Source organism: Photorhabdus sp. CRCIA-P01 (genome assembly GCF_003545805.1).
Lineage (GTDB): Bacteria > Pseudomonadota > Gammaproteobacteria > Enterobacterales > Enterobacteriaceae > Photorhabdus > Photorhabdus antumapuensis.
In genome coordinates, this window is the sequence record NZ_NMQR01000022.1 from 49,204 (window position 1) to 65,700 (window position 16,497).

Here is a 16,497-nt window from a genome sequence, read left to right on the forward strand (position 1 = left end):
GATAAAATCAATTTCAGGCCAGGAGAATACTTTTTGCTAACTATTTACCGGAGAGTGTGAGTTTAAAAATTTCATTAATCAGCAGAGGGCATATCTGACAATGTTAAAACTTTTCATATGGATATTTACCTGATAATCGGTAATTTATCGCTAGCAACATTAATCTTGTTGATGTCTTAAATGTTTTGTCTAATCTGGTGGAGATATTTGGAATAAGGTTATTGAGATCTCACTTTTGCACCGGTTCGTTGTCCATCACCCTGTAAACAGGTTAATTTCTGTGCCTTTGGCATAGGTATGGGAACCATTTTTAATCGGCATTTTACGGCGGGCTTCAAAGTGGATTCAAAATATTTTTTGCACTTAAATATCCATGAGATAAAAAATCTGTGCTACTTTTTATTTAATGAATTTTTCATCGCATAATAAAAAGGGGGTTCTATGTGGCTTGAAAACTTTTGATGAATAATAAAGAACAGGCGTATTATTTTAGGCGCTAAGCGTTTTAAAGGAAGGTACATTAGAGGATTAAATGAAGATTATGAATTTATATAATAAATACGTCGATGAGGAAGATAAACACTTTGCGGTCATCCGTATTAACAACGATATTATGTGTTTTCCTCTGAAACTAAGCTTAGTCCAGAATCGGGATAATTTACTATTTGTATTCAGTAGACTAAGTAAACAGATTTATTTAAACGATGTAGTTACGTAACAGAGAAACACAAAAATAGAGAGTGAGAAATTCGTTATAATACCGAATGCATGGATGCATGAGACCATCATGAAAATAATTTTTACTACCATTTGTTACTATACCTAATAGATTTCGAGTTGCAGCGAGGCGGCAAGTGAACGAATCCCCAGGAGCATAGATAACTATGTGACCGGGGTGAGTGAAAGCAGCCAACAAAGCAGCAGCTTGAAAGATGAAGGGTATAAAAGTTAAGGTCAAAATATATGCGCAATATTCAACAAGTTTTAGAGTGTTGGGGCGGTTGGGTTGATGATGCCACGGGTGTTAATTGGCCACCGATCGCTGCTGGATTTAAAGGTCTAATTGCGTCAACTCGTTCATTACGTCCTTCCTGCTGTGATAACGATGGCTTGATCATCGATGCTTGTATTGCAAAGTTGCAGACGGTAGATAAGTCTGAAGAAATTGAAGTTTTATTTATGTACTACGCTTTAAGGCTTTCCAAACGCGCCATCGCGCGTTTAATTAAAGTACCTGATATTGAAGTGCGTTCCCGGTTACAAAAGGGAGAAAGTTTTGTGCAGGGATGTTTGGCTATGCTCGATATTAAGTTAGAAATGGATGATGAAATACGAGAGCACAAAAAGCTTACGCGTACGCAAAAAGCTATGGTAGTGTACTAATCTGTTAAAGTTGCGAATAAGCGCTAAAGCTAATAAGCCCCGATATTTTTATCGGGGCTTATTTCATTCGGTTCTTACAGCATCTGCTATTACGTACCGATAGAAGTGAAAATTTAAATAATAATTGTAGAGGTCGCACTTTGTTGCGGCCTTTTTCGTATTTGCCGTCGCGAATTGCTTACGCCTATTTTTTTACCTTTTTCGCGGTCGGTATCCCTATTAAATCAATCATAACTTGGTGCTGAGAACTAAGCCCTTATACAGGTTTGGTTTATCTTGGCACAGGGCGAGTTATTGCTGTTTGATGGAGGTATTTTTGATGAGCAACGGTAGTGATAAAGCGGGTTGGCTAACACCTGTCACGCCTGGGCCTGAGTACGATGATGAGTTGGAGCACGTACTGAGTCGTTGGGTGAGCGGTGTTTCTGGTTTGCCTGACGATAAGGTGCGTTCTCGATGGACATCAGCACAACTGCCCCAGTTACCGGCGGATGATGACTGGTGTGATTTTGTTATCACGGATTTTATTTCGGATGCCTCGCCTGCTTTTGAGAAACAGACTGATGAAGGAACCAAGTTATGGCGTCATGAAGAAATTGTGTGCTTGATTTCCTTTTATGGCCTGAACGGCCAGCGGTACGGCGCTCGTTTTCGTGATGGACTGGCGGTCAGTCAGAACAATGACGAGTTGGAATGTTTTGGTCTTTCAGTAGACAAACTCAGCCGGCTGACTTCATTACCGGAACTTATCAATAACCAGAGGGTGCGTCGTTATGACATGACGATCACCTTGCGGCGAAAAGTGGTGCGTGAATACGGTGTTAAATCACTGGTGGAAGCGCCTGTCAAATTCTTTGGAGATTAAATTATGCAGGGTTTACCTGTTTCAAACATTATCAATGTCACGTTGAATATGGCTCCTCATGCGGCTCAGTCCCGGAACTTTGGTGCGTTACTGATCATCGGTGCAAGTAACGTGATCAACCCTCGCGAGCGTTTACGCCGGTATTTGGATATTGATGGTGTCGGTGCTGATTTTGGACTGACTTCACCAGAGTATCAGGCTGCGGCGCTTTATTATTCCCAGTCGCCACGTCCTGTTGATTTATATATTGGTCGGTGGGCTAAGGACAATGTGGCCTCCTCTTTACAAGGGGCCGTATTGGATAAACAGCAGCAAATTATTAGCAAATTGACTGCTGTCACCGAGGGTTCTTTTAAGTTGACGATTAACGGTAAAGAAACGGTATACAACGGCATCGATTTGAGTAAAGAGACCAATCTAAATGGAGTCGCTCAACGGGTGGCGGATAAATTGAAAGATTGTTCAGTCACCTATGATAGCTCCGCTTCACGCTTCGCTATTATGCCGAATTCCGCCGGTACGGTTGGCTATGTTTCACCGGCAACGACGGGAACTTATATTGGTGATGTATTAAAGTTGGACGAAATATCGGGTGCCAGCGCTATCGAATCTACCAAAGCAGAAACCATTGCCGAGGCGGTGGCGACACTGGGTGCGGCATCCAGTGGTTGGTATGGGCTAGTTATTGCCGATGGTACGTTGACGGATGAGGACATTCTGTCTGTGGCTGATTACATCGAATCCGCGTCTGTTTCCCGTATCTATGGGCATACAGTGCAAAAAGCGGATGTATTGGATGCTGACATTAAGACCGACATCGGCACAAAACTGAAAGAGAAAAACTATCAGCGCACACTCTGGCAATATTCAACCGGTAAACCTTATACCGTTGCTTCTCTATTTGGACGTATGTTTACCGTCAATTTCAACGGTAATAACACTACTATTACCCTGAAATTTAAACAGGAACCCGCTGTAATCGCAGAAAACCTCACCGCAACGCAAGCTAATATATTGAAGAAGCAAAACGGCAATGTTTTTGTTAAATACAGCAATGATACTGCCATTATTCAGGAAGGTGTCATGACGAATGGGGATTTCATTGATGAGCGTCATGGTCTGGATTGGTTACAAAACTACGTTCAGAACAATCTTTATAACCTGCTTTACACCAGCATCAGCAAGATCCCACAGACTGATGAAGGGGTTACACGTTTAATCACCAATATTGAACAGTCGCTTTCTCAGGCGGTGACAAACGGGTTAGTCGCTCATGGCGTATGGGGAGGTGATCCGGTTGGTGCGTTGGATACGGGCGCAACATTAACCAAAGGTTATTACGTTTACGCACCGCCAATTGCGACGCAGGCACAGGCTGATCGGGAAGCTCGAAAAGCGCCAGTTATTCAGTGTGCCATCAAATTAGCAGGCGCTGTCCATTACGCTGATGTCATTATTAATGTAAACAGATAAGGGTTGAAAATGGCTACATATTCTTTTCTTGATGTTTCCGCTTCTATTACTGGAGTCGGTGGCTCTTTTGATCTTGGTAACGGCGCTGCTCTCTCTGATGAGGGGATTACAGTCACCATGTCGGAGAGTAAAAACACCATGACCACTGGCGCAGACGGGGAAGTCATGCATTCATTGCATGCAACCAAGTCTGGCACCATCACGGTTAATTTACTTAAGACCAGTCCAGTCAATGCTAAATTGAATGCGATGCTCAGTGCGCAATCCCTTTCATCGGCTGCATGGGGTAATAACGTGATTGTTATTCGAAATAAGCAAAGTAATGACATTGCTGTTGCACGTTCTGTTGCCTTTCAGAAACAGCCGGACTTGCAGAATGCCAAAGCGGGTAATACGGTTGCCTGGGTATTTGATTGCGGAAAAATCGACATCATGTTAGGCACATTCTAACCGGCTTACTTCACAAACATTTAAATCACCGTCAAATCTACCGGAGCATTTGTCCGTATTTTTAATATCGGACTTATGCTGCGGTAGTTTGAGTGCGCTTGAGGATAAGTGATCATGGAATTTGAAATCGAGGGTAAAAAATATCGCGCTGGTAAACTAAACGCTTTTCAGCAACAGGATTTAGCAGTGGCTTTGGCTCCGGCTATTCCGGCACTTGGGCCACTGATGAAAAAGATTGTGACAGCCAGAAATGAGGATGGGATAACGGGCTTTGAAGAAGTGCTCCCTTATTTGGTGGAATCCATCAGCGCATTAGGAAAATCCAACCGACATGAAATTAATGATATTTGCTTATCAGTGGTTTCGCGTGAACAAAATGGAGTATGGAGCAGGATTTGTGATCCTGATGGACAGGTATTGATGTTTGATGACATCAACGGCTTCGAACTGCTGAAAATTGTCGGTTTTATTATTCGAGACTCATTGGGAAATTTTTTTCCCGCCCCATTAGAGAGCGCAATGTCATTCCAGGACAATCCAGTTTAAATTTTGAAACCCTCCCGAAAGGGCGTGATTATCTGTTACGCCCGGTCATTGCGGGCATGTGCCGTTATGAATCATTGAAAAACAGCGTTCTTGATCTGGCTGATATTGCATTGATGAATGATGCCCTTGATGTTAAATCGGAAAATGAGGCCATGATAGAGAGGTGGCGAAATGAGCAGTAATGCTGAAATAATGAAAGATTTCCTGGTATCACTTAAGTTTGACGTTGATGAAGTAGGGCAGCGTAAATTTATGGCTGTTACTGCCGAAGTCACGTCTAGTATTCTCAAAATGAGGGCGGAAATTGAAGAAGCCACATTAGCGGTGGTTAATTTTATTACTCAAGCCGCTAATGGGCTGGACAAACTCTGCGGACAGTTGCAAAAAACAGACGCAACAATTGAAAAAATTAAATCTACCAATGAGGGTATCCGTTGCGTTGTGGGAAGCGTAGAGACATTTCTGCCGTGTATTGATGTTCAATCCCGTGATACAAATAGTCGCCATTTTAATACTGCCTCCTTGGTCACATCGATGGGTGAACAGTTATTAAAAATACCGACGGATTGTGCTAATCAAAATACCAGCATACTTGATAGTGATGACATATTTAATGCTATTGAGGAATTAGTCAAATGGTTAGACAAAGGAGAAATTTCTGCGAAAGGTTTATTGGTGACATTAAATGAATTGTGGAAATTTACAGGAAGAAAAATTGTTCTGGGTGTATTATTTGATTTTAATAGTCGATTAAATGCATTACAGGAAGAAGCAAAGAAAAATCACGAAACAATGGCTGAAACATTGTCACGGCGGCAAAGAGAACATGATGCAAATAAAAAACCACTTATAACATATGATCAACTCAATAATTGGATGTCAACACATGGGATCTATATTGCTTCTGACTTGACTCCATTTTTCAGCAAAGATAAATATGAAAAATACCAAGAACAAATTAATGGTAAGAAAACGATAATCGACAAAGAACACAGCCAGAAAGTTGCTGATATTTCCAGTAAAGTATCAGAACGATCAAGTAAAACGAAAAAGAAACGACAGAATAAGCAATTAAATAAAGGCCATTTTAAAGCTGGTATTGCTGAGCATCACGGTGCTCATAGGAGGCTAAATACTCCAGTTAATCCACCAACGAATATTTTTAATAGTGAGCTTACAGCAGCAAAGCTAAAGAGATTAAAGTCTTCGCGAGGAGTACGGAATAACAATCCATTAAATATGAACTTTGTACATCAGACAGGAGCGGTACCTGAAGATAATCCAAAACCCAGATTTGCTAAGTATCCAGATGCATTCAGTGGATTAAGGGCTACTGCTCACCAGTTGAGTCGTTATTTTCATGGTAAAACTACAGGAACAAAGCTACAGACTATTGCAAGTATTGTTCCGGTATGGGCACCAAAGAAGGATCATAATAAAACCAAACAGTACATTGCCAATGTGTCTAAAATGATGGGGATTTCTAAGGATACGGTCCTTGATCTCACTGATCCTGATGTGATGCAACGGTTGATTGATAGCATGATGATAGTGGAAAGTGGTGGTAATCCTTATTCACCAGAATTTATCAGGTCAGCGATTATGGCAGAGCTACAGCCAGCGAATAAACCTTCAAAGCAGGCTAGACATTTAAATCGTGTGGCTCATTCTTTGCGAAATATTTCCATTGATCACCGAATGATCAACGGCGCGGTGACAAATATCAATAATATGGTGAATCATCAGGAATTTACTCCTGCTTTATTACATCGTGCGCCAATATCTGCCAGCAATAATATGAAGGGAATAGGAGAAATAAACTACCATATTGAGATTAATGGCGTTGAATCTCCCAAAGAAGCGGCGAGACTGACCGGAGAAACGATAGAACGTACTCACAGTATGCTCCTGCGAAATATGCAAACACAGGTGAGATAACAATGGATATATTATCAGTCATGTTTTCTCAGCAAAAGAGAAAGATAGGTGTCATTGTACCGAGTGTCGTTATTTCAGAAACACATACCGATATATCGAATATCACCGATCATCCGGTCCAGCAGGGGGTAACATTCAGTGATCATGCTTATGACAGCCCATCGGAAGTGAGAATGGATTTAGGTTTCGCGGGTGGTGGTTCGCTGCTTGATGTTATCGATACGACAAAGGTATTTGATATTTCTACCGGGCTGAGCCTTGGAACCAGTCCGCGTGATATATATCAACAACTACTTGACCTGAGGGCATCACATAAACCGTTTGATGTCGTAACGGGAAAGCGCTTATATAAAAATATGTTGATTAAAGATATCAGTGTCACAACGGATAAAACCAGTGAAAATGTTTTATCGGTGGTGTTAAACCTACGTGAAATTGTTATTGTTGAAACATCACCGAATAAGGCTGCGCCGGCGGAAAATATGAAAAATCCTGAAGATACAGCACCTGTAGTTAATATGGGAGCCAAAGTCACGGTGAAGCCATCGATACCAAAGATTATTCTTGATTTTATTATAGAGCGAGGTAAGAAATGGCTAGGGTTGTAGAAATTCCTTTATCACCCAAAAATCAGCAATTCGATATTCAGCTAAATGGCATTAACTATAAAATGAGATTGATGTGGCGTGATATCGCGGGTTGGATTTTGGATATTATGACGCCGGACAGTGAATTTATTGTCACAGGTTTACCGTTGGTTTTTGGGGCTGACTTACTGGAACAATATCGTCATCTTGGTTTTAACGGCTCATTAATTTTTTATGGTGATATAAATCAGGAGAAACCTTTCAGAAATAATCTTGGCAAAGAGGATAGGTTATACTTTGTAATAAATTAACGTGATGAGAGTAAGGATAAGATATTTTGTAATAATTTATTACATACGCCGCGTAATTGCGGTTTTTTTATTTCTATTAATTTTACTTCTATTAATTAGGTGAATTATGTCAAAACAATGGATAAGAGAATGCCACCTTATCGTTGTAGACAAAGATGGCGAAAAAGTAAATTTATCAGACTTGAAAATCATATTTAACATTAGCAGAACGGAATCTTCCAATCCTGCTACCGGTATTTTTACCCTATATAACCTTAATAACGAAACCAGTAATAAATTACGCCGGAATGAGTTTAACAAGATTAAATTTGTAGCCGGTTATAAAGAGAACTCAGGCCAAATATTCTCAGGCCAAATTCAGTACACGTATGTAAAGAGAGACAACCCAACTGATACTTGTGTTGTGATCCATGCAGCGGACGGGGATGAAGCACACAATTACGCGACAGTGAATACCACCATTGCGGCTGGGTATTCGCAAGCAGATTTAGATCATTTGTTAATGCGTGATATTACCAAATATGGCATTACGGCAGGTCTACGCCCTGAATTCAGCAAATCAGCCTCACCCAGAGGGAAAGTGCTTTTTGGCATGCATCGCAATGAAGTTTCTAATCTGGCAAAACAATGTGATGCTAATTGGCGCTATGAAGATAACCAATTACATATTGTACCCAAAAATAAATACTTAACTGAAGCGATTGTCCTTACTTCAAAAACAGGTCTTATTGGCATGCCTGAACAAACTATTGGTTCAGGCATTAACGTTACATGCTTAATTAATCCGAATATCCGCCCCGGTACATTAATCAGGCTGGATAACCGCTCAATCAAACCGGTTGATCCGGCGACTAAACAAGCCGCTTGGTCTGGCGATCATAAGGATGCAAAAGCACAACCGGCAATGTTGGACGCTGACGGTGATTACATTGTCTTCAATGTAGAGTACTCCGGCGACACCCGTGAAACAGAGTGGTACATGACAATAATGTGTATCGCTAAGAGTGATCATACTTTGCTGAATCAAGCAACTCACAATCAGGATAAGGCAGAGAGCGAATGATAAATACTGATGAACGACTAAATAGACCCGAAGCGGTCTTCTTTGCTATGCAAGAAGTCATTAGCGCCGGATTGTATGTCTCTTTGCCTTGCATTATTCAATCATTTGATGCTGATGCGATAACCGTTACAGCACAACCGGCCATCAGATGGAAAATCAGGAAAAAAGACGGGGAACTGGAATCCGTATCCTTGCCGTTATTAGTGGATGTGCCGGTTATATTCCCAAGAGGCGGTGGAGTGACGCTAACCTTCCCGGTAAAAGCCGGTGATGAATGTCTGGTCGTGTTTGCTGATCGTTGCATTGATTATTGGTGGCAATCTGGCGGTGTACAAGAGCCGGTTGATCCCAGGCAGCATAACCTATCCGATGGATTTGCGATTGTTGGCCCGCAATCTCAGCAGCAAAAAATAACTAATATCAGCACTAACACCGCGCAACTGAGAAGTGATGATGGCGCGGCGTATATCGAACTTGATCCCAACAGCCATAACGTCACGGTTATCACACCGACGAAACTTACCGCCACAGCCAATGGCAGTACTGAAATCACTTCACCTGACATCATCCTGAACGGCAACGTCACCATTAACGGCAACTTATCGCAGGGCATGGGTGCGGGTGGTGGCACTGCAACCATGCAAGGCCCTGTCACGGTGAGTAATGATGTGACAGCAGCAGGGATTAGCCTTAAAAACCATGTACATAGCGGTGTGCAATCAGGTGGCGGTAAAACGGGGAAACCTCAATGAGATACAGAAGAGAAATTGACAACGACTATGTATTTGGTCGTGGAGAGGCGGGTTTTCTTATCAATACACCGGAAGCGGTCGCACAAGCGGTGAAAACTCGCCTGATGCTGCGTAATGGCGAATGGTTTCTTGATAACCGGGAAGGGACCGATTACGACAACGTGTTGGGTAAAGGCACATCGGGTTTTTATGACCTGATTATTAGACAGCGAATACTGCAAACGCCGGGTGTAGAGAACATTACCCACTACCGTAGTGAAAGAAACCCTGAAACAAGAAAGATCACCATTACCGTCACGATTGACACGATTTATGGACAGACAGGAGTAACTGCTGATGTATGAAAGTATTATCAACACAATGTTACCTGCTATTGATAAAAATGGGATCAATGCGCCTGATTATCAAACCATCTTGAATAGCTGGAAGACGATATTCAGGGATATTTATGGGGACGATATTTACATTGAATCTGACAGTAAAGACGGTGTTTTTTTATCGTTGATAGCATACGTTATTCACGGCTGTAATAACGCAACCATTGCCTCCTATAACTCATTTAGCCCGACAAGCGCGGTGGGTGAAGGGCTTTCCCGTAATGTCAAAATCAACGGCATTACCCGAAAAAGCTCCAGCAACTCAACGGTGGATATTTTAATTACTGGTCGGGCAGGCACAGTTATTCGCAACGCTTCTGTTCGGGATGATGCGGGAAACACCTGGTCACTACCGGATGAAGTCATTATAGACACACATGGGCAGGCTATTGTAACGGCGGTATGTCAAAAATCGGGCGCGATTGGCGCGCTGCCTCACACAGTTAATCAGATTGCTACGCCGACACTGGGCTGGCAAACAGCGACGAACCCGGTTGCGGCTACACTTGGTCGGGGAATTGAAACCGACATAGAACTGCGAATACGGCAAGCGGTTTCAGTTGCGCTGCCTTCGAGAGCCATTATGGATGGACTGATGGGGGCGATTGCCAATCTGCATGGGGTTTCACGTTACCGGGGATATGACAACGACTCGGACAAAACGGATGAGAATGGCATACCCGCTCATAGCATTGCACTTGTCATTGATGGTGGAGACTCAAAAGAGATCGCTCATACCGTCCTGATAAAGAAAACGCCGGGTATACCGACATTTGGCACGACTTCTGAAACGATTACCGATGATTATGGTAATAAAAAGACGATTAACTTCTATCGTCCTACACTGGTGTCAATTTACGTTGAAATACACATTAAACCCTTTATCGGATACACATCGGATATTGGCAATAATATTCGTAATGAAGTATCTAACTATATAAAGTCTCTTTATATTGGTGATGGAATATATGTTACTCGCTTATTTGTACCAGCAAACTTATGCAATAAAAACGGTGGGCAGACATATGAAGTATTATCTGTAATAGTGGGAAAATCAGCATCGACAACCGGAACGGCGAACATTGACATAGCTTTTAATGAAGCGCCGACGTGTTCACCTGAAAATATTAAAATAGTAACGGTGCTCGAATGAACAAATATATGAAGCTGATTCCTGCATATCACATGGAAGGTAAAAAATATGTCAGGATGCTTGAAGCTGTGACTGATATTTTCAACCAGAATGCACTGACAACAGACTTACTAATTAGCAGTTTTGATCTTGATAAAGCGGTGGGTAAACAGCTTGATATTATTGGAGCATGGATAGGAAGGAATCGAATGATTCAGACTCCAATTGAATCCTATTACTTCTCCTTTGATATTACTGACTTGGGATTTGATAATGGCAGATGGAAAGGGCGGTTTGATAGCGATAAAAGTTATATCAAACTGGATGACGATAATTACCGAATCGTCATTAAAGCTAAAATAGGCGCAAATAACTGGGATGGAACGGCTGAATCGTTTAATAACATCCTGAGTTTTATTCATTCAAATAATGGCCTATCTGTATCTTTCGAAGACAACTTAGATATGTCATTTACCGTGACTGTTAAAGGTAAATCAATCAGTACTATTACTAAAGAAATCATCCATCAGGGTTATCTCTCGCTTAAACCTATGGGGATAACGGTTAATTACCATATAGTGGAGGGTTAGAAATGGCTAAAAATGACTTTAAAGCATTTGCCATTGGTGAAAACGCGAATACTTTATCGCAAGAAGAATATGAAAGTTCAGATTTTATTGGGGAGGGATTTAAATCAGGAATAGCGAGGAGTGAGCGATTAAATAAAGTTTGGCGGCAATCTTCGATTATTGCAGCGGTGATAGGGAAATACATTGCGGAAAAAACTGGTGAAGACGTTATGGATGATGGTGATCTGGAGAAACTTACCCGGCAGTTAGACCAGGCATTAAAACAGAAAATTACTACGGAAATACCTGATGCTTCACTGACTCAGAAAGGTATATCGCAACTCAACAGCGCGACAAACTCTGACAGAGAAGATCAGGCGGCGACTCCGAAAGCGGTTCACGATATTAGAAAAATCGCTGAGAGCAAACTGAGTGGTGTTTCTGACGCCTCATTGACTCAGAAGGGGATTGTACAACTGAGTAGTGCAACAAATAGCACAAATGAAACCTTAGCGGCGACGCCAAAAGCAATTAAGGAAGCATACGATTTTGCAAATACGGCAAATGTGGCAGCTAAAAATGCTCATGATGAAGCTAATAGGGCTACAGATAATGCCAACAGCAGGTTGGCAAAAAACCAAAACGGCGCAGATATCCCTGATAAAAGTGAGTTTATAAAAAACCTTGGTTTAGTGGAAACCGTCAAGTTGGCGCAAAGTGCCGTGCCGGGCAGCCGGAAGATTAATGGCAAAGCACTGACTGGAGATGTCAGTCTGAATGCCGGGGATGTGGGGAGCTACGCTAAATCAGAATCTGATAGTAAATATCAACCACGCGGAAACTACCAACCTGCGGGGAATTATGCAGTTAAGGGGGAGAGTTATACTAAAGAGGAATCTGATGGGCGGTATGATAAAAAACAAAAAACATTCAGGCGTATTGATAAAATAAATGGGTATATAGAAACTGGTAGTGTGATCGATCTTGATGAAGATATTAGAGGGAAATATTTGTACGTAAAGTGGGAAAATACATCTGATTTTGTGATGGGAATAATTCCGACGGATAATATCTTTGTAAATTTTAGTGATAGATCTACTGTTTATGGTGTTTTATATACAACGAATGGTGGTAAAAAACTGCATGTTGAACGTAATTCAAATGATCGAATTACTCAAATACATATATTTGAATAATTATATGCCATTAGTGATGTTTCACTATTCAAAAAAAATTCATTTTTGAGTATACGGACACCGTGGCGTGTCCGTTTTTTGGGTTTTAAGCTTACAACGGAAGAAATGGCACACCGCGCGTCGCAAACGAAACCCGGCTGGTTAACAATCTATCACGCAGCCCCAGTTTCAAGAGAATTTCTTGGCGCGACACCGGAATATTTGATGGAAGGGGTCGGACTTCCGGCCAGCACCTATCCCGATGCGCCACAACTCCCCGAATCTCATGATAAGGCTATTTGCCGTAGTGAGGATGGTCTGGGCTGGGAAATCGTTACAGACTACCGCGGAAAAACAGCTTACAACATACAAACTCGCCTGCCACAAGGAATTACTGAACTGGGTGAATTACCGGAAACATTGACATTCAAACAACCTGCTACTCATTTTGATAGATGGGACGGCTCAAAGTGGGTGACTGATAAAGCGGCAATAAAGGACAGTGAGATTGAGCAGGCAGAGCTACTACGCGGTATACTGTGCACACAAGCTAATGAAACCATTACGTTGCTCCAATATGCTATTGATGCTGAATTGGCTTCGGAAGAAGAACAAGCACTGTTACTTGAATGGAAAAAGTACTTAGTATTATTAAGCCCTGTAGATACTTCAATAGCTCCTGATATTAAATGGCCTGAGATGCCAGAATGACAACAATAAGGGCTGCTTATACGCAGCCCAATGACAATCGTAAAGCATTCTATTTCGTTTGTCTTCGATATTGCTCTTTCCTATTATGCTGTTATTTTGCAATTTACTGAGATAGCACTTTTTAATTTTACAAACTCAGTATTCTACCAATTGGTTGTAGGTTACACCACCTGAGCTTGTATTCTCTGGATGGACAGCCGAAGGAGTATCTAACATTTTCATATTGAGAATGAGCTTTTTCTATATTGCTCCAAATTAGCAAAGAGCCAATAGAATGCTTTTGCAATTTATTTGATGTATCCATTCATTTTTCTGTGCTTGGTAGATTCACATAGCTAGTCATCAGTGTTTTCGATACCCTACATATAGCAAGAAATCTGTTCTGATTTAAAAAATACTTTGTATTCATAATTTGCTCTAATACAAGCAGGGGAATGAGACTCCATTAAATGGATAACAATTAGCTTCTTTTCTTTCTTATCCTCTAAGGCTTTTTTCACAATCGGTATTATATTTGTATCTGGCATATCTCTGTTAAGACCAGAACTCGATTCACCTTTCTTAATAAAGAATGGTGAATCAGCCCTTGCTCCCATACTGATAACTAGAGGAGCAAACAACCCAATGGAACCTTGACTTGATATCCAGTAGGTATAAAAGCCAGCTTTTTTTGCTAGTATAACAATATTGTTGCTTAAAACTTCTTTACCATCTTTGACTATTGCTAGTGATATAGGGAGCAGTGTGACAATAAAATTCAATTTGTTGGTAGTGTATCAGTAATGATATAAAATTCTGGTTAATATTTTTTTTGCAAATTTAGCCACTTGTCTAAGGATTGCTCCATATGGTAGCCTGCTATTAAATAGAGTTAAATCATAGAGTGTATTATGAAAACGTTTGTTATTAATCTGAAGAAAGATGTGGAACGAAAGAAATTGATACAAGAACAGCTACAAAAAATAAATCTTGATGCTGAATTTGTAACCGCAGTGTATGGAAAAGAGCTGAGCAAGGAACAACTCTGGAAGTATTGTCCTAACTTTAATGATATGACACTCACACTAGGTGAAGTTGGGTGTTCACTGAGCCATTTAAGTACATACAAAAAAATCATAGACAATAGAATCCCCCTATCTCTCATCTTAGAAGATGACGTGAGTTTCAACGAAAATCTAACCGCAGTATTATCATCTCTAGAAAACCATCCTATGGCTTTAAGTCCAACCCCCTATGTTTTTTTGCTAAATACGACTAATGAGTATTTCGATTCATTCAAAAAGCCTCTCACTGATAATTATAATATTGTTAATGTAATCGATGCAGCAGGCACTTATGGGTATGTATTGAATTTAGCCGCAGCAAAAAAATTATATCAATACTTGCTGCCTGTAAGATTTGTTGCTGATGAATGGAAAATGTTCAGAGAACAAGGTGTTATCAAACTAAAAGGTGTTATTCCCCCAGTTGTTAATATCTCATCTCATCCCTTAAATTCATCAATCGGAGAGAGAGTATATTCGTTAACAAAATTTGACGAAAATAATAGGAAAAGATCCATCTTTACGCAAATAAAGCTAGCTTTATGGCGAGTTTCTATTCGCCCTTGGCTTAGAAAAATTAGACCTTAGTCTGAAATAACTAAGGTCACCCTAAATCAAACAGCACGATACCATTAGCATAATATATTAGTTAGTTATGTTAAAGGATGAGTCCCTACCTATACTTGATGTTATACCACTAAATGAATGGTTATGTGAACCAATCCACACACTATGACTATGTGCACCCGCAGCATCTATAACATTTCCTGATCTAATCAAGTCCCCCCAGCCACCCGCTATAATAGCGAGATTGAGCAGGCAGAACAACTACGCGGCATACTGTGTGCACAAGCTAATGAAACCATTACATTGCTCCAATATGCCGTTGATACTGAATTAGCTTTGGAAAAGGAATAGGCACTGTTACTTGAATGGAAAAAGTATCTGGTATTGCTCAACCGTGTTGACACATCATTGGCCCCGATATTAAATGGCCTGAGATGCCAGAATAACAACAATAAGGGCTGCTTATGCGCAGCCCAATGGCAATCGTAAGGCATTCTATTTAGTCTGTCTTCGAGATTGCCCCTGCCTATTATGCTGTTATTTTGCAATTCACTGAGAGAGTTCTTTTTAATTTTACAGACTCAGTATTCTGCCAATTGGTTGTAGGTTACACCATCTGAGTTTATATTCTCTGGATGGACAGCCGAAGGAGTATCTAACATTTTCATATTGAGAATGAGCTTTTTCTATATTGCTCCAAATTAGCAAAGAGCCAATAGAGTGCTTTTGTAATTCATCTGATGTATCCATGCCTGCTTGGATAAACTCAAAGATAGTGTGTTCAGAAGTAAATGTCTTTGTAATAAAATGAAATGCACAAGCTTCATCTTTGTAAAATAGTATATTACCCCATATAAGAGGTTGGATTAGTTCAAATAATTTTTGGGTTAGTTCTCTATCCACAGAACAAGAACCCCACCTTTTCTCAGTAAGAGAAAAATAAATGTCTGCTATTTCTCTTGGGCTGAAAGATTCACAATCAGCAATTTTTCCTCCAACTTTTAGAAAGCGTTTCAATCGGTCTTTATATTTTTTTTGGGATTTTATCGGTATTTCTCCGTTACCTAATTCTTTAGCAATACAAACCTTTCTATTGGCGTTAAATGTATATGTTGAATTAATTACATTTTTTCTATTTAAAGGAGATATAAATTTTGATTTAATAGGTAATAAAAATTTATATTCCAGAGAAGCAGGGATGATTAATTCGTCATTAGGAATAGCTATAGGGATATGTTTTGATAATGGAGCAGAAGGATCATTTGCTAAGAACTTTCCTCCCCATACGCATATGGCAGCAGTCAATAGCCCATTAGAAGTTCTCTGTACATAGTACTTTTCATCGCATTTAAAATGTTTATGAACGAAGTCTAAAACAACCGGGTGTGTTGCCAATCCCCCACCGTACATACTGTAGCATTTACTATAATCATCAATGCTAGCTTCTTTCCACCCAAACAGAGATAGTAATGTTTTCATCTAAAATCTTTATCCATTAAATAGTTCATAATAACAGCGTTCACGTATCTATAAATCAGGTATAACACATACCCTA

The 16,497-nt window shown here is 40.5% G+C and carries 20 protein-coding genes and 1 pseudogene; 18 read left to right on the forward strand and 3 right to left on the reverse strand.

Features of this window, described 5'->3' with window-relative positions:
* Positions 1-963: 963 nt before the first annotated feature.
* The 16 genes from D3222_RS14070 (at position 964) to D3222_RS14140 (ending at position 13,332) form a co-directional block, all read left to right on the forward strand.
* The gene (locus D3222_RS14070) at positions 964-1,383 is read left to right on the forward strand and encodes an antiterminator Q family protein (protein ID WP_118986723.1); all 420 of its coding nucleotides are present in this window, start codon (positions 964-966) and stop codon (positions 1,381-1,383) included.
* Positions 1,384-1,699: 316 nt separating this feature from the next.
* Positions 1,700-2,248 carry a phage neck terminator protein gene (locus tag D3222_RS14075; RefSeq protein ID WP_441339100.1) on the forward strand — a complete coding sequence of 183 codons (549 nt, stop codon included), beginning with the start codon at positions 1,700-1,702 and terminating at the stop codon, positions 2,246-2,248.
* Between the two features lie 3 nt (positions 2,249-2,251).
* Complete coding sequence (locus D3222_RS14080; protein WP_118986725.1) at positions 2,252-3,721, forward strand: DUF3383 domain-containing protein; 1,470 nt, start codon at positions 2,252-2,254, stop codon at positions 3,719-3,721.
* Positions 3,722-3,730: 9 nt separating this feature from the next.
* Complete coding sequence (locus tag D3222_RS14085; RefSeq protein ID WP_118986726.1) at positions 3,731-4,171, forward strand: DUF3277 family protein; 441 nt, start codon at positions 3,731-3,733, stop codon at positions 4,169-4,171.
* Between the two features lie 114 nt (positions 4,172-4,285).
* Positions 4,286-4,717 carry a phage tail assembly chaperone gene (locus tag D3222_RS14090; RefSeq protein ID WP_118986727.1) on the forward strand — a complete coding sequence of 144 codons (432 nt, stop codon included), beginning with the start codon at positions 4,286-4,288 and terminating at the stop codon, positions 4,715-4,717.
* A gap of 56 nt (positions 4,718-4,773) precedes the next feature.
* Positions 4,774-4,899: a DUF6889 family protein gene (locus D3222_RS26470; protein WP_255417038.1), complete on the forward strand. Its 126-nt coding sequence runs from the start codon at positions 4,774-4,776 to the stop codon at positions 4,897-4,899.
* Positions 4,889-6,655 carry a hypothetical protein gene (locus tag D3222_RS14095; protein WP_118986728.1) on the forward strand — a complete coding sequence of 589 codons (1,767 nt, stop codon included), beginning with the start codon at positions 4,889-4,891 and terminating at the stop codon, positions 6,653-6,655. The genes D3222_RS26470 and D3222_RS14095 overlap by 11 nt, the downstream gene beginning before the upstream one ends.
* Before the next feature lie 2 nt (positions 6,656-6,657).
* Positions 6,658-7,263, forward strand: coding sequence for a phage baseplate protein (locus D3222_RS14100; RefSeq protein ID WP_118986729.1), 606 nt, complete (start codon positions 6,658-6,660; stop codon positions 7,261-7,263).
* Positions 7,248-7,553, forward strand: a complete 306-nt coding sequence (locus D3222_RS14105) for a phage baseplate plug family protein (protein WP_118986730.1) — start codon at positions 7,248-7,250, stop codon at positions 7,551-7,553. Before D3222_RS14100 ends, D3222_RS14105 begins: the two co-directional genes overlap by 16 nt.
* A 106-nt stretch (positions 7,554-7,659) precedes the next feature.
* Complete coding sequence (locus D3222_RS14110; RefSeq protein WP_118986731.1) at positions 7,660-8,616, forward strand: phage protein; 957 nt, start codon at positions 7,660-7,662, stop codon at positions 8,614-8,616.
* A complete protein-coding gene (locus D3222_RS14115) occupies positions 8,613-9,368 on the forward strand; it encodes a phage baseplate assembly protein V (protein WP_118986732.1) in 756 nt (251 codons plus the stop codon). The genes D3222_RS14110 and D3222_RS14115 overlap by 4 nt, the downstream gene beginning before the upstream one ends.
* Complete coding sequence (locus D3222_RS14120; protein ID WP_118986733.1) at positions 9,365-9,712, forward strand: hypothetical protein; 348 nt, start codon at positions 9,365-9,367, stop codon at positions 9,710-9,712. The genes D3222_RS14115 and D3222_RS14120 overlap by 4 nt, the downstream gene beginning before the upstream one ends.
* Positions 9,705-10,898: a baseplate J/gp47 family protein gene (locus tag D3222_RS14125; protein ID WP_118986734.1), complete on the forward strand. Its 1,194-nt coding sequence runs from the start codon at positions 9,705-9,707 to the stop codon at positions 10,896-10,898. The genes D3222_RS14120 and D3222_RS14125 overlap by 8 nt, the downstream gene beginning before the upstream one ends.
* A complete protein-coding gene (locus D3222_RS14130; RefSeq protein WP_118986735.1) occupies positions 10,895-11,467 on the forward strand; it encodes a DUF2612 domain-containing protein in 573 nt (190 codons plus the stop codon). Before D3222_RS14125 ends, D3222_RS14130 begins: the two co-directional genes overlap by 4 nt.
* Positions 11,468-11,469: 2 nt before the next feature.
* On the forward strand, positions 11,470-12,642 hold the full coding sequence (locus D3222_RS14135) for a tail fiber protein (protein WP_232832523.1): 1,173 nt from the start codon (positions 11,470-11,472) through the stop codon (positions 12,640-12,642).
* A gap of 105 nt (positions 12,643-12,747) precedes the next feature.
* Positions 12,748-13,332 carry a tail fiber assembly protein gene (locus D3222_RS14140; protein WP_118986736.1) on the forward strand — a complete coding sequence of 195 codons (585 nt, stop codon included), beginning with the start codon at positions 12,748-12,750 and terminating at the stop codon, positions 13,330-13,332.
* Between the two features lie 127 nt (positions 13,333-13,459).
* Here D3222_RS14140 and D3222_RS14145 read toward each other — a convergent pair whose 3' ends face one another.
* Both D3222_RS14145 and D3222_RS14150 read right to left on the reverse strand, forming a co-directional pair.
* Positions 13,460-13,636 (reverse strand): hypothetical protein, encoded by a 177-nt coding sequence (locus D3222_RS14145; RefSeq protein WP_118986737.1) that lies wholly within the window; start codon positions 13,634-13,636, stop codon positions 13,460-13,462.
* A 55-nt stretch (positions 13,637-13,691) separates the two neighbouring features.
* A complete protein-coding gene (locus D3222_RS14150) occupies positions 13,692-14,093 on the reverse strand; it encodes a sulfatase-like hydrolase/transferase (protein WP_232832524.1) in 402 nt (133 codons plus the stop codon).
* A gap of 129 nt (positions 14,094-14,222) precedes the next feature.
* Between D3222_RS14150 and D3222_RS14155 the strand changes: the two genes are divergently transcribed.
* Positions 14,223-14,963 (forward strand): glycosyltransferase family 25 protein, encoded by a 741-nt coding sequence (locus D3222_RS14155; protein ID WP_118986738.1) that lies wholly within the window; start codon positions 14,223-14,225, stop codon positions 14,961-14,963.
* A 252-nt stretch (positions 14,964-15,215) separates the two neighbouring features.
* Positions 15,216-15,431: pseudogene (locus D3222_RS14160) on the forward strand (tail fiber assembly protein).
* Positions 15,432-15,515: 84 nt separating this feature from the next.
* Here the strand turns inward: D3222_RS14160 and D3222_RS14165 are convergent.
* A complete protein-coding gene (locus D3222_RS14165; protein WP_118986739.1) occupies positions 15,516-16,421 on the reverse strand; it encodes a GNAT family N-acetyltransferase in 906 nt (301 codons plus the stop codon).
* Positions 16,422-16,497 lie beyond the last annotated feature (76 nt).

Coding starts and splice junctions, on each gene's coding strand:
- D3222_RS14070 (WP_118986723.1), top strand. CDS start 964: ATGCGCAATATTCAACAAGTTTTAGAGTGTTGGGGCGGTTGGGTTGAT.
- D3222_RS14080 (WP_118986725.1), top strand. CDS start 2,252: ATGCAGGGTTTACCTGTTTCAAACATTATCAATGTCACGTTGAATATG.
- D3222_RS14085 (WP_118986726.1), top strand. CDS start 3,731: ATGGCTACATATTCTTTTCTTGATGTTTCCGCTTCTATTACTGGAGTC.
- D3222_RS14090 (WP_118986727.1), top strand. CDS start 4,286: ATGGAATTTGAAATCGAGGGTAAAAAATATCGCGCTGGTAAACTAAAC.
- D3222_RS26470 (WP_255417038.1), top strand. CDS start 4,774: ATGTGCCGTTATGAATCATTGAAAAACAGCGTTCTTGATCTGGCTGAT.
- D3222_RS14095 (WP_118986728.1), top strand. CDS start 4,889: ATGAGCAGTAATGCTGAAATAATGAAAGATTTCCTGGTATCACTTAAG.
- D3222_RS14100 (WP_118986729.1), top strand. CDS start 6,658: ATGGATATATTATCAGTCATGTTTTCTCAGCAAAAGAGAAAGATAGGT.
- D3222_RS14105 (WP_118986730.1), top strand. CDS start 7,248: ATGGCTAGGGTTGTAGAAATTCCTTTATCACCCAAAAATCAGCAATTC.
- D3222_RS14110 (WP_118986731.1), top strand. CDS start 7,660: ATGTCAAAACAATGGATAAGAGAATGCCACCTTATCGTTGTAGACAAA.
- D3222_RS14115 (WP_118986732.1), top strand. CDS start 8,613: ATGATAAATACTGATGAACGACTAAATAGACCCGAAGCGGTCTTCTTT.
- D3222_RS14120 (WP_118986733.1), top strand. CDS start 9,365: ATGAGATACAGAAGAGAAATTGACAACGACTATGTATTTGGTCGTGGA.
- D3222_RS14125 (WP_118986734.1), top strand. CDS start 9,705: ATGTATGAAAGTATTATCAACACAATGTTACCTGCTATTGATAAAAAT.
- D3222_RS14130 (WP_118986735.1), top strand. CDS start 10,895: ATGAACAAATATATGAAGCTGATTCCTGCATATCACATGGAAGGTAAA.
- D3222_RS14135 (WP_232832523.1), top strand. CDS start 11,470: ATGGCTAAAAATGACTTTAAAGCATTTGCCATTGGTGAAAACGCGAAT.
- D3222_RS14140 (WP_118986736.1), top strand. CDS start 12,748: ATGGCACACCGCGCGTCGCAAACGAAACCCGGCTGGTTAACAATCTAT.
- D3222_RS14145 (WP_118986737.1), bottom strand. CDS start 13,636: ATGGATACATCAAATAAATTGCAAAAGCATTCTATTGGCTCTTTGCTA.
- D3222_RS14155 (WP_118986738.1), top strand. CDS start 14,223: ATGAAAACGTTTGTTATTAATCTGAAGAAAGATGTGGAACGAAAGAAA.
- D3222_RS14165 (WP_118986739.1), bottom strand. CDS start 16,421: ATGAAAACATTACTATCTCTGTTTGGGTGGAAAGAAGCTAGCATTGAT.